15 protein-coding genes are annotated in these 14351 nt (G+C 71.7%); 8 read left to right on the top strand and 7 right to left on the bottom strand.

Annotated features, from left to right (window positions below; genetic code table 11):
- Positions 1 to 71: 71 nt before the first annotated feature.
- Positions 72 to 809, bottom strand: coding sequence for a L,D-transpeptidase (locus ACIO1C_RS22225; RefSeq protein ID WP_401866119.1), 738 nt, complete (start codon positions 807 to 809; stop codon positions 72 to 74).
- A 92-nt stretch (positions 810 to 901) separates the two neighbouring features.
- Positions 902 to 1483: a pyridoxamine 5'-phosphate oxidase family protein gene (locus tag ACIO1C_RS22220; RefSeq protein ID WP_401866117.1), complete on the bottom strand. Its 582-nt coding sequence runs from the start codon at positions 1481 to 1483 to the stop codon at positions 902 to 904.
- Positions 1484 to 1616: 133 nt separating this feature from the next.
- Between ACIO1C_RS22220 and ACIO1C_RS22215 the strand changes: the two genes are divergently transcribed.
- The gene (locus ACIO1C_RS22215; RefSeq protein ID WP_327237475.1) at positions 1617 to 2810 is read left to right on the top strand and encodes an argininosuccinate synthase; all 1194 of its coding nucleotides are present in this window, start codon (positions 1617 to 1619) and stop codon (positions 2808 to 2810) included.
- Positions 2811 to 2914: 104 nt separating this feature from the next.
- Positions 2915 to 4342, top strand: coding sequence for an argininosuccinate lyase (gene argH / locus ACIO1C_RS22210; RefSeq protein ID WP_401866115.1), 1428 nt, complete (start codon positions 2915 to 2917; stop codon positions 4340 to 4342).
- A gap of 20 nt (positions 4343 to 4362) precedes the next feature.
- On the opposite strand, the gene ACIO1C_RS22205 is transcribed toward argH, so the two are convergent.
- Positions 4363 to 4869, bottom strand: coding sequence for an HAD domain-containing protein (locus tag ACIO1C_RS22205; RefSeq protein ID WP_401866113.1), 507 nt, complete (start codon positions 4867 to 4869; stop codon positions 4363 to 4365).
- Between the two features lie 88 nt (positions 4870 to 4957).
- Here ACIO1C_RS22205 and ACIO1C_RS22200 point away from each other — a divergent pair, with 88 nt between their 5' ends.
- Both ACIO1C_RS22200 and ACIO1C_RS22195 read left to right on the top strand, forming a co-directional pair.
- The gene (locus tag ACIO1C_RS22200; RefSeq protein ID WP_401866112.1) at positions 4958 to 5506 is read left to right on the top strand and encodes a TetR/AcrR family transcriptional regulator; all 549 of its coding nucleotides are present in this window, start codon (positions 4958 to 4960) and stop codon (positions 5504 to 5506) included.
- Positions 5503 to 7053: an MFS transporter gene (locus tag ACIO1C_RS22195; protein WP_401866110.1), complete on the top strand. Its 1551-nt coding sequence runs from the start codon at positions 5503 to 5505 to the stop codon at positions 7051 to 7053. The genes ACIO1C_RS22200 and ACIO1C_RS22195 overlap by 4 nt, the downstream gene beginning before the upstream one ends.
- 228 nt (positions 7054 to 7281) lie before the next feature.
- On the opposite strand, the gene ACIO1C_RS22190 is transcribed toward ACIO1C_RS22195, so the two are convergent.
- Positions 7282 to 7953, bottom strand: a complete 672-nt coding sequence (locus tag ACIO1C_RS22190) for a 1-acyl-sn-glycerol-3-phosphate acyltransferase (protein ID WP_167034189.1) — start codon at positions 7951 to 7953, stop codon at positions 7282 to 7284.
- A 251-nt stretch (positions 7954 to 8204) separates the two neighbouring features.
- Between ACIO1C_RS22190 and ACIO1C_RS22185 the strand changes: the two genes are divergently transcribed.
- A complete protein-coding gene (locus tag ACIO1C_RS22185; RefSeq protein ID WP_401866108.1) occupies positions 8205 to 9356 on the top strand; it encodes a glycerophosphodiester phosphodiesterase in 1152 nt (383 codons plus the stop codon).
- Between the two features lie 36 nt (positions 9357 to 9392).
- Here ACIO1C_RS22185 and ACIO1C_RS22180 read toward each other — a convergent pair whose 3' ends face one another.
- Positions 9393 to 10667 carry a cytochrome P450 gene (locus ACIO1C_RS22180; RefSeq protein WP_401866106.1) on the bottom strand — a complete coding sequence of 425 codons (1275 nt, stop codon included), beginning with the start codon at positions 10665 to 10667 and terminating at the stop codon, positions 9393 to 9395.
- Positions 10668 to 11157: 490 nt separating this feature from the next.
- Here ACIO1C_RS22180 and ACIO1C_RS22175 point away from each other — a divergent pair, with 490 nt between their 5' ends.
- The gene (locus tag ACIO1C_RS22175) at positions 11158 to 11700 is read left to right on the top strand and encodes a sigma-70 family RNA polymerase sigma factor (protein WP_401866104.1); all 543 of its coding nucleotides are present in this window, start codon (positions 11158 to 11160) and stop codon (positions 11698 to 11700) included.
- A 37-nt stretch (positions 11701 to 11737) separates the two neighbouring features.
- A complete protein-coding gene (locus ACIO1C_RS22170; protein ID WP_327237484.1) occupies positions 11738 to 12241 on the top strand; it encodes a GNAT family N-acetyltransferase in 504 nt (167 codons plus the stop codon).
- A gap of 73 nt (positions 12242 to 12314) precedes the next feature.
- On the opposite strand, the gene ACIO1C_RS22165 is transcribed toward ACIO1C_RS22170, so the two are convergent.
- Together ACIO1C_RS22165 and ACIO1C_RS22160 are read right to left on the bottom strand one after the other, a co-directional pair.
- On the bottom strand, positions 12315 to 12689 hold the full coding sequence (locus ACIO1C_RS22165; RefSeq protein ID WP_401866360.1) for a hypothetical protein: 375 nt from the start codon (positions 12687 to 12689) through the stop codon (positions 12315 to 12317).
- Between the two features lie 93 nt (positions 12690 to 12782).
- Positions 12783 to 13142: a hypothetical protein gene (locus ACIO1C_RS22160; protein ID WP_401866102.1), complete on the bottom strand. Its 360-nt coding sequence runs from the start codon at positions 13140 to 13142 to the stop codon at positions 12783 to 12785.
- Between the two features lie 116 nt (positions 13143 to 13258).
- Between ACIO1C_RS22160 and ACIO1C_RS22155 the strand changes: the two genes are divergently transcribed.
- Positions 13259 to 13906, top strand: coding sequence for an HAD-IA family hydrolase (locus ACIO1C_RS22155; RefSeq protein WP_401866358.1), 648 nt, complete (start codon positions 13259 to 13261; stop codon positions 13904 to 13906).
- The last annotated feature ends 445 nt before the right edge of the window (positions 13907 to 14351 follow it).

Here is a 14351-nt window from a genome sequence, read left to right as displayed (position 1 = left end):
GGGGGACGAGTCCCTCCGGTCCATAGCGCCCTGCCACTGAGCGGCCCGGCACCGCCCCGCACACGTGCCGGTCAGTAGCCCGTGATCGCCGTCCCGCCCGTCCGCGTCCCCACCGCCAGATGCGGCTTCCTGTCCGGATCCGCCCAGGCCAGGACGCGGCGCATCGCGTCGGCCGGTACGGACACGCAGCCGGCCGTCGCGCCCTTGCCGTTCACGTGCAGGAAGATCCCGGCGCCCCGGCCGCGGACCGGCCGCTCGTAGTTGTAGCCGGTCACCAGGGCGCGGGCGTACTGGGTCGGGTAGTCGGCCAGCCGCTCGGACTCGCCCGCCCGGCAGTCCTTCGGCAGCCCCTCGACCCAGCGGTTGTACGACCGTGACGCGTTGTCCTCGCACCACCAGGACGCCTCGGTCACCCGGCGGTAGCGGTACGACGTACCGGCGGGCGGCGCCGCGATCCCGAAGGCGTACGGCAGGTCGAAGAGCCCGGTCGGGGTGGTCGAGGTGCCCTGCTCGCGGCGCCCTCCCTCGACCAGCCCGTTGGCCCCGAAGCGCGCGTCCGCGGACCCGGCGGCCACCCACCGTCCGTCGCGCAGGTCCCACCAGGTCAGCCGGCCGGTGGTGGACCGGAGGCCCGGCGCCTCCGCCGTGATCAGCTGACTGCCGCCGCCGGTGTCCGCCATGCGCGCGGGCAGCGGGGGCGCCGGGGCCCGTACAGCGGGCGCGGGCCCGGCGCCCGTGGCGGCGGTCACGGCGAGCAGTGCGGCGGCGAGGGCCAGGGCTTTCCGGCCGTCCGGAGAGGCGTTTCGCATGCTCAGGACGGTACGTGCCCGCCTCCCCGACGGCCCCCCGGAAGCCGCCGCCCTCACCCGTACGGGATCCCGTCTCCCCGTACGGACACGCCCTAAGCGGTCCGCGCGGGCAGCGGCAACGGCAGCGCCGGCAGCCCGTCCAGGCTCACCCCCACGTGGTCCTTCTTCGCGCAGTACGCGGCGAACTCGTCGTCCGTCTTCCGGCCGAAGTGCTCCGCGTGCTGCGTGCGCTCCTCCCGGTAGTCCATGAAGGGCACCGCGAAGCCGCACGCGTCACTGATCCGCACGGCGTGGACGACGATCACGGCCCGCGCCGAAGGCCCGTCCGCGCCCGCGAAGCGCGGGATGTACTCCGCCCAGCGCGGATCGTCCCGGAAGATCGCCTCGCCCCTGCCGTGCACCCGCAGCACCTTCGGCGGGCCGCTGAACGCGCACCACATCAGCGTGACGCGGCCGTTCTCCCGTACGTGCGCGAGGGTCTCGGCGCCGCTGCCGCCGAAGTCGAGATAGGCGAGCGTCTCCTCGTCGAGCACGACGAGGCTGCCCGCGCGCCCCTTGGGGGAGAGGTTGACGTGCCCGTCGGCCGCCAGAGGTGCGGTGGCGGTGAAGAAGACGGGCTGTTCCTCGATGAAGGTACGTATCCGGCCGTCGATCCGTTCGTAGAGCTTTCCCATGCCACGATTGTCGCGGGCATCCCGGCTCCGGGGGAGGGCGTACCCACCCGTGGCCCTGAAAAGGCACTTTGACAAACCATACGGTCCACTGCATAGTTATACCCATCAGTGAATGCACCGTAAGGAGAAACCCGTGACCGAGCGCGTCGTACTCGCCTACTCGGGCGGCCTGGACACCTCCGTCGCCATCGGATGGATCGCCGAGGAGACGGGCGCCGAGGTCATCGCCGTTGCCGTGGACGTCGGCCAGGGCGGCGAGGACCTGGACGTCATCCGCAAGCGCGCGCTCGCCTGCGGTGCGGTCGAGGCCGAGGTCGCGGACGCGAAGGACGAGTTCGCCGAGGAGTACTGCCTCCCGGCGATCAAGGCCAACGCCCTCTACATGGATCGCTACCCGCTGGTCTCGGCCCTCTCCCGGCCCGCGATCGTCAAGCACCTCGTGGCCGCCGCGCACAAGCACGGCGCCGGCATCGTCGCCCACGGCTGCACCGGCAAGGGCAACGACCAGGTGCGGTTCGAGGCCGGCATCTCCGCGCTCGGCCCCGACCTCAAGTGCATCGCCCCGGTCCGCGACTACGCGATGACCCGGGACAAGGCGATCGCCTTCGCCGAGAAGGCGAACCTCCCGATCGCGACCACCAAGAAGTCCCCGTACTCGATCGACCAGAACGTCTTCGGGCGCGCCGTCGAGACGGGCTTCCTGGAGGACATCTGGAACGCGCCGATCGAGGACATCTACGAGTACACGCAGAACCCGTCCCTCCCGCGCGAGGCCGACGAGGTCGTCATCTCCTTCAAGGAGGGCGTCCCGGTCGCCATCGACGGCAGGCCCGTCACCGTTCTCCAGGCGATCCAGCAGCTCAACGAGCGGGCCGGCGGCCAGGGCATCGGCCGGATCGACATCGTCGAGGACCGGCTCGTGGGCATCAAGTCCCGTGAGGTGTACGAGGCCCCCGGCGCGATCGCCCTGATCACCGCCCACCAGGAGCTGGAGAACGTCACCGTCGAGCGCGAGCTGGCCCGCTACAAGCGGCAGGTCGAGCAGCGCTGGGGCGAGATGGTCTACGACGGCCTGTGGTTCTCGCCGCTCAAGCGCGCCCTGGACGGCTTCATCAACGAGGCGAACCAGCACGTCACCGGCGACATCCGGATGACCCTGCACGGCGGCCGTGCCGTGGTCACCGGCCGGAAGTCCGAGGAGTCGCTGTACGACTTCAACCTCGCCACGTACGACTCGGGCGACACGTTCGACCAGTCCAAGGCGCAGGGCTTCATCGAGATCTTCGGCCTCTCGTCGAAGATCGCCGCCAAGCGCGACCTGGTCTGACCCCTCCCGCTTCCCAAGGCGTCCACACTCCGCACGGCATCCGCCTCCCCGTTCCTCCGCGGCGGGGAGGCGGTGGCACTTCCCGATCCCTCTGAGGAGCAGCAGTGAGCAGCAACAAGGGTGATGTCCGGCTCTGGGGCGGCCGTTTCGCAGACGGTCCCTCCGAGGCGCTGGCGGCGTTGTCGGCGTCCGTCCACTTCGACTGGCGGCTCGCCCCGTACGACATCGCCGGCTCCCGCGCCCACGCCCGCGTCCTCCACAAGGCGGGACTGCTCACCGCCGACGAACTGACCCGGATGCTCGACGGTCTGGACCGGCTCGAATCCGACGTCGCCGACGGCTCGTTCACCGGGACCGTCGCCGACGAGGACGTCCACACCGCCCTGGAGCGCGGCCTCCTGGAGCGCCTCGGCCCCGACCTCGGCGGCAAGCTGCGCGCCGGCCGGTCACGCAACGACCAGGTCGCCACACTCTTCCGGATGTACCTGCGCGACCACGCCCGGATCATCGGCGGCCTGATCACGGACCTCCAGAACGCGCTGGTCGGCCTCGCCGAGGCTCACCAGTCCGTCGCGATGCCGGGCCGTACGCACCTCCAGCACGCCCAGCCCGTCCTCTTCGCGCACCACGTCCTCGCGCACGTGCAGTCGCTCTCGCGGGACGCCGAGCGGCTGCGGCAGTGGGACAAGCGCACGGCGGTCTCGCCGTACGGCTCCGGCGCGCTGGCCGGCTCCTCCCTCGGCCTCGACCCGGAGGCGGTCGCCGCCGAACTGGGCTTCGAGCGGGGCTCGGTGGGCAACTCCATCGACGGCACGGCCTCCCGTGACTTCGTCGCCGAGTTCGCCTTCATCACCGCGATGATCGGCGTCAACCTCTCGCGGATCGCGGAGGAGGTCATCCTGTGGAACACGAAGGAGTTCTCCTTCGTCACCCTCCACGACGCCTTCTCCACCGGTTCGTCGATCATGCCGCAGAAGAAGAACCCGGACATCGCGGAGCTGGCGCGCGGCAAGTCCGGCCGGCTCATCGGCAACCTGACCGGCCTGCTGGCCACGCTCAAGGCGCTGCCGCTCGCGTACAACCGCGACCTCCAGGAGGACAAGGAGCCGGTCTTTGACTCCTGCGACCAACTGGAAGTGCTGCTCCCGGCGTTCACCGGCATGATGGCGACCCTGACCGTCCACCGCACGCGGATGGAGGAGCTGGCCCCGGCCGGTTTCTCGCTCGCCACGGACATCGCCGAGTGGCTGGTCCGGCAGAACGTGCCGTTCCGGGTGGCCCACGAGGTCGCGGGGGAGTGCGTCAAGGAGTGCGAGGCGCTGGGCATCGAGCTGGACCAGCTCACGGACGAACAGTTCGCCAAGATCTCCGAGCACCTCACACCGGACGTGCGCTCGGTCCTCAACGTGCCGGGCTCGCTGGCGTCCCGCAACGGGCGGGGCGGTACGGCTCCGTCGGCGGTGGCCGTGCAACTCTCCGAGCTGAAGGCGGACCTGGTGATCCAGCACGCGTGGGCGACGGCGAAGCGCTAGCCAACGCCCGCCACCTCGTTCTACAGCGCCGCCGCCCAGTCCGCGAGCGCGTCGAAGTCCGGTCGGATCAAACCGATCCGGGGATCGATGTGCAGCAACAGGGCGGCGGCGAGGTGTTTTTCGTCCACCCACTCGTGGTCGAAAGCCGTGATGTCGTCGTCGACCCAGGCGAACGGCCGTCCCGCCGTGTACTCCAGGATGTACTGCGTCTTCCAGAAGGTCCCGCGAGGGGCCCTTCCGTGCATCTGGGGCCAGTCGATGTACGGCAGTTCGGGCAGCCCGAGGTGCGGCCCTATCCACTCGTTCGCCTCGCCCTTCCAGGTGGTGGCCCAGACGAGGTCGAACCACTCGGTGAGCGCGAGCAGTTCCACGCCGTGCTCCGGGTTGAGCCAGACGCGCAGTGCCCGGGTCTCGGTCCAGCCGGACGGCCGCATGCGATGGGTGGCGTATCCGGCGGGCCGCCTGGCCGCCTTGGCCGCGTACGGATTGAGCGGCCCGTCCACGTCGATGAGCAGCAATGGCTTCATCCCACCATGATCGCGAACGGGCCCCCGTTGCGGGAAGAGGATTACGGGCCGTGAGACATCATTGTCTCATATGGGTTATGCTCGTCTCATGACTGTGGACCGTGACCAGGTGCTCCGTACCGCCGCCGCCCTGCTCACCCGTAAAGCGACCGCCACCATGGACGAGGTCGCCCGCGCCGCCGGGATCGGCCGGGCGACCCTGCACCGGCACTTCGCCGGGCGGGACGCGCTGGTGAAGGCGCTGGAGGAGCTGGGCATCCAGGAGTTCGAGACGGCGCTCGACACCGCGCGGCTGGACGAGGGCGGGGCGGCCGAGGCGCTGCGCCGCCTCGTCGCGGCCGTCGAACCGGCCGCCGGGCTCCTCGCCTTCCTCGTCACCGAGAACCAGCTCTTCGAGGGCGAGGTCGACGAGGGGTGGAACCGCCTCGACGCCCGCGTCTCCGCGCTCTTCCGGCGCGGCCAGGAGGGGGGCGAGTTCCGGATCGACCTCAGCCCCGCGTGGCTGACCGAGGCGCTCTACGCGCTGATCGGGGCCTGCGCCTGGTCCATCCAGGACGGACGGGTCGCGGCCAAGGACTTCACCTACATGACCACCGAGCTGCTGCTCGGCGGAGCACGACGGAGCACGGAGAAATGACCACCACCACCCGCCTGTCGACGACCCCGGCCGGTCCGGCGAAACCGGGCGAACCGCTGTCCCGCGCGGCCCGCTGGGTCGCGCTGGCCGTGCTCGTCCTCGCCGTCCTGCTCGTGGCCGTCGACGCGACGGTCCTCGGCCTCGCCACGCCGTTCCTCAGCGAGGATCTCCGGCCCACCGGCACGCAGTTGCTCTGGATCGGCGACATCTACTCGTTTGTCATCGCCGGTCTCCTCGTCTCGATGGGCAGCCTCGGCGACCGCATCGGGCGCAAGAAGCTCCTGCTGATCGGCGCGACCGCGTTCGGCGGTGTCTCCGTGCTGACCGCGTACGCGACGAGCCCGGAGATGATGATCGCGGCGCGGGCCCTGCTCGGCGTGGCCGGCGCGACCCTGATGCCGGCCACTCTCGCGCTGATCCGCAACATCTTCCCCGACCCGAGGGAGCGCAGCCTGGCCGTCGGCGTCTGGGGCGCGACGGCCTCGGCCGGCGCCGCCGTCGGGCCCGTGGTGGGCGGCTTCCTGCTGGAGCACTTCTGGTGGGGCTCGGTCTTCCTGATCAACCTGCCGGTGATGGCGGTCCTGGTGGTCGTCGGCGTCAAACTGCTGCCCGAGTCCAAGGACCCCTCCCCGGGCCCCTGGGACCTGATCAGCGTGGTGCTGTCCCTGGTCGGCGTCGTCGGGGTGGTGTACGCGGTGAAGGAGACGGCCGCGCACGGGATACGCGGGGAGGCCGCGGCGGCCGGTCTGGTCGGCGCCGCCGCGCTCCTCTGGTTCGTACGGCGCCAACTCACCCTGCCGAGGCCCCTGCTGGACATGCGGCTCTTCCGCAGCCGGGGCTTCTCCGGGGCGGTGCTGGCCGACCTGCTGACCATCCTGGGCCTGTCGGGTCTGGTGTTCTTCCTGTCGCAGTTCTTCCAACTGGTCCAGGGGCGGGCCCCGTTGGAGGCGGGCCTGGCGGAACTGCCCGCCGCCGTGGGGGCGGTGGCGGCAGGGCTGCTGGCGGGTGTGGTCGCGCGCCGGTACTCGGTACGGTCCGTGGTGGCCGGCGGCCTCGCGGCGATCGGGCTGGCGCTGGCGGCCCTGACCGGGCTCAGCCAGTCCACGGGCTATCCGGTGCTGGGCGCGGTGCTGCTGGTCGTGGGTGTCGGCGCGGGCCTCTCCTTCACCGTCACGGCGGACGTCATCCTCGCGGGCGTCCCGGAGGAACAGGCGGGCGCGGCCTCCGCGGTGTCCGAGACCGCGTACGAACTGGGCGCGGCGCTCGGGATCGCGCTCCTCGGCTCCATCGTCACGGGCGTCTACCGCGGCTTCGCCACACCGCCCGGGGTGCCGGCGGACGCGGCGACGGCCGCGCACGAGTCCCTGGGCGGCGCGGCGGCCGCGGCGTCCACCCTCCCTCCCGCCCACGCCACGGCACTGGTGGGGGCGGCCCAGGACGCCTTCGTGGAGGGCATGCGCCTGGCGGCGGGCGCGGGCGCGGTGGTGCTGCTGGCCGCGTCGGTGGCGGCGTTCTTCCTGCTGCGAGGCGAAAAGCTGGACGGCTGACACAAACCCGCCGCACGGGACGGGCGCGGCCACCCCAGCCCGTCCGGCGTTTGAGGACGGAACCGCACGCGGAGGCGGGCGTCGCACAAAGAGATTCGCGGCGCCCCCACCCGTACCCGTACACCGCCTGGCGTGGGCACACGCCGCACGGCCACCCCGGGCGGGGGCGACAACCCCCCGCACGGCCACCCCGGGCGGGGGCGACAACCCCCCACCCCGCAGACGCGGCTACGCCGCCTTCGCCTTGCTCGCGTACATGTCCACGTACTCCTGGCCCGACAGCGCCATGACCTCCGCCATCACCGAGTCCGTCACCGCCCGCAGCACGTACCGGTGGCGGTCCATGCCCTCGTACCGGGAGAACTCCATCGGCTTCCCGAAGCGGACCGTCACCTTGCCCGAGCGTGGCATGCCCTTGCCGTCGGGCTGGAGCTTGTCCGTGCCGATCATCGCGAACGGCACCACCGGCGCCCCCGTCTCCAGGGTCAGCCGCGCGATGCCCGTACGGCCCCGGTACAGACGGCCGTCGGGGGAGCGGGTGCCCTCCGGGTAGATGCCGAAGATCTTGCCCTCGTCCAGCAGCCGGCGGCCCGTCATCAGCGCCGCCACCCCGCCGTGCCCGCCGTCGCGGTCCACCGGGATCATGCCGACGCCGGTGAAGAACCACGCCATCAGCCGGCCCTTGAGGCCCTTGCCCGTGACGTACTCGTCCTTCCCGATGAAGAAGACCTGCCGGTCACAGACCAGCGGAAGGATCATCGAGTCGATGAACGTCAGGTGGTTGCCCGCGAGGATCACGGGCCCGCTCGCGGGAATGTGCTCGGCGCCCTCCACGCGGGTACGGAACATCAGGCGCACGAGCGGGCCGAGCACTGCCTTGATGAGCGCGAAGCGGGACAACAGGTCCTCCGGCGTCGTGGATGTCTCTGTGCAGGTGAGGACGATACTCGCGGTCACGGCCCACCGCACATCGGGTTCATCGACTCGATACCCAGTGTTGACGTGAGTTCGCGTCACGTTCGCGTGCCATCTGCCGTACGGAGGGGAGGGAAGCCTACGCTCGGGCCCCGTTGGACAGGTCTTGACAGGTGCGGGACATCAGGGACATCACCTCCGCGGGAACATTCCCGGGAACACACCAAGGAGCGTTCATGACACAGGGTGCGCGGCACACGCCCGGACGGCGGACCGTACTGGGAGCGGCGGTGCTCGGCTCGGCGGCCCTGGCACTGCCCACGGCGGCCACGGCCGCCCAGGCCACCGAGCGCAGCCACGGCTCGTCCGGCGCGGAACTGCCCGTCCCGACGATCGTCGGCCACCGCGGGTCCAGCGGCTACCGGCCCGAGCACACCCTCGGCTCGTACCAGCTCGCCCTCGACCTCGGCGCGCACGTGATCGAGCAGGACCTGGTCCCCACGAAGGACGGCCACCTGGTGTGCCGTCACGAGAACGACATCACGGCCACGACCGACGTCTCCGACCACCCGGAGTTCGCCGGCCGCAAGACCACCAAGGTCGTCGACGGCACGAGCATCACCGGCTGGTTCACCGAGGACTTCACGCTCGCCGAGATCAAGACGCTCCGCGCGAAGGAGCGCATCCCGGCCGTCCGCCAGCGCAACACCCTGTACGACGGCCACTGGGAGATCCCCACCTTCGAAGAGGTCCTCCGCTGGGCCGACGCCGAGGGCCGCCGCCGGGGCCGCCCCGTCTGGCTGTACGTCGAGACCAAGCACCCCACCTACTTCCGGGGCATCGGCCTCGCCCTGGAGGACCGCCTCGCCAAGCTCCTGCGCCGGTACGGGCGGGACCGCAAGGACTCCCCGCTGCTGCTCCAGTCCTTCGAGCCGAGCAGCATGCAGAAGATGGCGAAGCTGGTCGGCACGCGGCGCGTGGTCCTGCTCGACGCCGCCGCGACACGCCCCTGGGACTTCAAGGTCGCCAACGACCCCCGTACGGTCGCCGACCTGGTCACGCCCACCGGGCTCAAGTGGATCGCGTCCTTCGCGCAGGGCATCGGCCCGACGCTGGACCTGATCATCCCCAGGGACGCCACGGGCAGGCTCGGCACGCCGACGACGCTGGTACGGGACGCGCACGCGAAGCACCTGATCCTGCACCCGTACACGATGCGCAACGAGAACTCGTTCCTGCCGGCCGACTTCCGGCGCGGCACGGACCCGAACGCGTACGGCGACGCCTTCGGCGCCTTCCAGGTCTGGTTCGAGCAGGGCATCGACGGCATCTTCACCGACAACCCCGACACGGGCCTGCTGGCCCGCGAGGACTTCCTCGCCCGCTGAACCGGCCGGCGCCGGGTGGGGTCCGGTACTCGGCGCCTACGGGGCCGGCAGGAAGCGGGCCCTGAGGCCCGCGGGGGCCAGCCGGTCGACGAACTCCGGTGCCACCGAGGCGGCGTTCGGCGACTCGATGGTGAAACGGTGGGCCAGCCGGGAGGTGGCCAGCGTCAGCTGCCGCATGGTCAGCGCGGCGCCCAGGCAGACCCGCGGGCCGGCACCGAACGGGAGGTAGGCCGGGCCGGGCGCCGCCCGCCCGTCCAGCCACCGGCCGGGGTCGAACGCGTCCGGCCGGGGCCACCACCGGGGGTCCCGGTGGATCAGGTAGGGATTGAGCAGCACGTCGTCACCGGGGTCGAGCGACCAGTCGCCCAGGGCGGTCGCCGTACGGGCGGTACGGGTCATCAGCCACGCGGGCGGATACAGCCGGAGCGTCTCCCGGACCACGGCCTCGGCCAGCGGGGTCCCGCCGTCCGCCGGACCGCCGGCCTCGTCGCGGAGGTCGTTCACGAGCCCGGGGCGGCGGGTGAGTTCCCACACGACGGAGGTGAGGGCGGCGGCGGGGACGCCGTGGCCGCCCATGAGGACGCTGTGCAGCGTGGACACCACGGCGTCGGTGGACGGAGCCGGTTCGGCGGCGAGGAGAAAGCCGAGCAGGTCGCTCCGGGGCGCGTCGGACGTCGTCGCGCCCCGCTCCCGGACCAGGCCGGTCAGCGTTTCGGCCAGGCGCCGGTAGGTCCGGAAGAAGCGCCGGTGGCGGGGGAGCGGCAGCCACGCGGGGAACTCGCGCGACGACTCCGCGAAGGGCCGGGTGGCGCGGACGGTCTCGTGGAGCAGCTCGGGAATGCCGGCGGAGTCCGCGCCGAAGCAGTACTCGGCGATCGTCCGGGCGGTGAGCGTCCGCGTCATGGTGAGTACGTCGACGTCACGGCCGGCCCCGTCGGCGACGACCGCGTCGAGGATCGCGGCGGTCAGGTCGTCGGTGGTGGCGGCCGCCGTCCGGTTGAGCCCCGGCCACGCTGACCTGCGTTCGGACATCCACGACATGGCGTGTGCGGAGGCCTGGTCGAGATCCCGCCGCATGTCGAAAGGCGCCAGCTCGGTCACGAAGGAGTCGCCGGTGCGGGTGAGTGCCTCGTGGGCGAGTTCCGGGTTGATCACGAACCACGTGTGGTCGTCGTAGGAGAAGACGTCACCGTACTGACGGTGGCAGCGGCGCAGGAAGCCGATCCGGTCGGTCTCGTACGCGCGGGTGTTGCCCCTCAGCCAGTGCCCGCGCGGCCCCGGCGGCCGTCCGGGCTTCTCGCGCTGCTCCATGCGCCCTCCTGAAGTGAATCGCGGGACCCCTCGTGAGGGATCCCGCGATCGGCGTTCTGCGCTGAGCCGGTCGGGCTACCGAGTGTGGTAGGGCCAGTAGATGTAGCGTCCGCTGACCCGCTTGCGGCCCACTACGTGAGCCACCAGGCGCCGTGTCCGTTTCATGAACACCTCACTGCCATCAGGGCGAATAGTTTTTCGATCGTGACACGGACTTTTACATCGGGCAATATCGCCTCCCGAGCGCGCGCCGGACGCGCTGTGACGCCAGGTGAGGGCGGGTCAGGTGGGTTGTTCGCGGGGTGCGTTCACAGGATCACGATCACGCGTCTGCTCCGCGCCACGCGGGGCGTGGCCGCGCCCTGCGCCCGCGCCCGGCGCCCCGCCCCCGCCCTGCGCCCGCGTCACCCGTCGGCCCCGGCGTGCCCCGGTCGGGTGACAGCCCGGCCCGGGGGCAACCGGCGGCGCGCGCCCGTACGTCCCGCGCAGCATGAAGACCGCCGACGCAGCCCCCGACCGCGAAGTCCTCTTCCACGCCCTGCGGCCGCTCGTCGCCGCCGAGGCCAGGGCCGAGGCGCCCGGCGCCGCCGTTGAGGCGCGCGACCTCGAACAGGCGGTGTGGGTGCGGCTGCTGGAGCGGATGGCGGGGGAGGGGCCGCCTCCCGACACCGTCCGCTGGGTCCGTACCGCCGTGCGCGCCGAGGCGCGGCACGGCCGCCGTACCGCCGCCCACGAACTCCCCTACACCCGCGCCCAGCCCGCCGCCGGCGCCGAGTCCGACCCCGAGCGCGCGGCACTGCGTGCCGACCGGAGGCGCGCACTCCGCTCCGCCGTGGGCCGTACACCGGGGCGCTGTCCCCGCCTGTTGGCTGCGATGTTGTCGCCCGACGACCCGACCTACCGTGAAATCGCAGGGGAGTTGGGTATCTCACAGGGGAGTTTAGGGCCGATGCGTTCCCGATGCCTGGGATGCCTGCGAAGAATGCTCACACCGGAGATTGGCACCGCTGAACTTGGGGGAAAGAGGCGGTAGACAATCGGCGTACCAGGTGAGCGGGAGGCATGCACACATGGGCATGAGCGTGACCATCTCTGCGGCGAGTGCGCAGGACGCGGAACAGATCCTGAAGCTGCAATATCTGTGTTACCAGAACGAGGCCGAGCTCTACGGCGACTACACCATCGAGCCACTCACCCAGACCCTCGACGACCTGAGGGCCGAACTCGACCGGGGACACGGCCTGGTGGCCCGCCTCGGCGACGAGGTGGTGGCGTCGGTACGCGGCACCGTCGACGCGTCGGGCACCGCGCGTATCGCCAAACTCATCGTCCACCCGCGTCTCCAGCGGCACGGCCTCGGCGGCCGGCTGCTCGACGCCATAGAACTGCACTTCGCGGCCGAACCGGCCGCGCGGCGCTTCCGGCTCTTCACCGGCCATCGCAGCGAGGGCAATCTGAGGCTGTACCGGAGCCGGGGCTACGCGCCGGTCTCGGCGGAGCAGATCGGCCCCCGCCTGCGCCTCGTGACGCTGGAGAAGGAGGCCGCCGCCGAGGTGTACGTCGCGAGCGCCTGACCCCGGGGGCCGACGTCCTGAGAGCGGCGCGGCCACCCACGGACAGGCTGACGGGACGGGCCGTCGAGGCTTGTCACGACGCGAGAGCGGAATCCCCGCCGGTACGGGGGGATTCCGCGACCCGCGGCCTGCGCAGCCACAGGATCCCCGTGACCGGCAGCAGCACGGGAATGAACAGGTACCCCATGCCGAAGGACGACCACACCGTGGAGTCCGCGAACGCGGAGGAGTCGGCGAGCGTCCAGAGCCCGACGGTCAGCACGCCCATCAACTCCGCCCCGCAGCACACCAGCGCGACCTTGCGCGCCGTCTCGCCGCCGCGTACGAGCGTGTAGGTGATGAAGACGTACACCACGGCCGCGACGGCGGACAGCAGATACGCCAGCGGGGCCCGGTCGTACTCGGTCGCGATCTGGTAGACGGAGCGGGACACCGCGCCCACCGTCATCACGCCGTAGAGCCAGACCAGCAACAGGCCGGGCCCCTTGACGAGCTTGGTCCGTGTCCCCGGCTCGGGCTGTGTCTTCACGGTCTTCACGGTTCAGCCACCCCAGATGTCGTGGAGCCGTACTTCGAGCACGGCCAGGACGACCGCCCCGGCCGACACCGTCACCGAACCCCAGCGGGTCCGCTCGGTCAGGGACAGGAAGCCGGCCGCGGGCACCGCGAGCAGCGCCCCGAGCAGATACGAGAAGAACAGCACCGAGCCGTCCGAGGCCCGCTCGCCGCGCCCCACCAGCACGATCCCCACCACCACCTGGATCAGCGCCAGCGCCGACACTATGGCCATGCCGATGAAGTGCCAGTCCTTGGTCGGCTGGTCCCGGTACGCGGCGAAACCGCACCAGGCGGCGAGGGCGAGCGCGGCCACGGAGACCGCGACCGTCAGGGCGACAAGCATGGGCCCGAGCGTATTACGGCGGAATGACCGGCCCGCGCCCACCCCCGGCCGTCCACCGCGCTCACCCCGGCACGCACCCCCGGGCGCCACGTACTGTCCCCTTCATGAGGAGTGACATGAGGTTCGACGCCGAGGCGCTGCTGTTCGACAACGACGGGACGCTCGTCTCCTCCCTGGAGTCCGTCCTGCGCTGCTGGGGCCGGTGGGTCGAGGAGTACGGCATCACGGCGGACGCCTTCGCGCGGTACGGGCTGCACGGCCGCCCCGCCGCCGAGATAGTCGCCGACCTGCTCCCCGCCGCCCAGGTGCCGGGCGCCGTCGCCCGTATCGAACAGCTGGAGATCGACGACGCCGCCGACGGGGTCGTCCTGGTGCCGGGCGCTGCCGCCCTGCTCGCCTCCCTGCCCGGCGAGCGCTGGGCCGTCGTCACCTCCGCCTCCCGGCGGCTCGCGGACGCCCGCCTCGGCGCGGCCGGGCTGCGCCCCAAGACGCTGGTCACGGCCGACGACGTCACCCGCGGCAAGCCCGACCCCGAACCGTTCCTGCTGGCCGCCCGGCTCCTGGGCGTGGACCCGGCCCGCTGCCTGGTCTTCGAGGACGCGCCCGCGGGGCTCGCGGCCGCCCGGGCCGCCGGTATGCGGACCGTGGCCTTGGCCACAACCCACCTCCGCGCCGAACTGGTCGCCGACGCGGTCGTCGACGACCTCTCCGCCGTATCGGCCCAGGTCACGGCCGGGGGAGTGGAGATCCGTATCGCCGGCTGAGACCGGCTCCCGATCCGTGACGCCACCCGTGGGGCGTCCGCATGGTGCGACAGATGAGTCCGCTATGCGGACATCCCCCTTGGCGAAGTACTGACGTCTGCTTTACTTACCGCATGACCAGGACGAGCAACCGCGCCCCCGCGACCGAGGCGATCACGACGCCCGGTGCTCGTTGTCTGTGTCGAATGTGCGCCAACTGAGGGCCCCTGCCTGAGCCTCGCGCCCCGAAGCGAGGACAACAGCCGCGCCGTTTCCCGTACCACCTGAGGGCCTTCGCGGGCCCGCACGGCCTCGTACGGACCGCGCACGCCCCCCACACACGCCGCCTCCCGGTCACCCACCGCATCGGCCGTGCCGTGTCGCCATGACCCATGCCCGTGCCCTCTTGCCCCTGACCATGCCCATGCCCCGCGCCGGCGGACCCTTCGCCGCGCCACCCGACTGT

The sequence above is a fragment of the Streptomyces sp. NPDC087420 genome (assembly GCF_044744165.1).
Lineage (GTDB): Bacteria > Actinomycetota > Actinomycetes > Streptomycetales > Streptomycetaceae > Streptomyces.
This window is presented reverse-complemented; position numbering and strand designations above follow the sequence as displayed.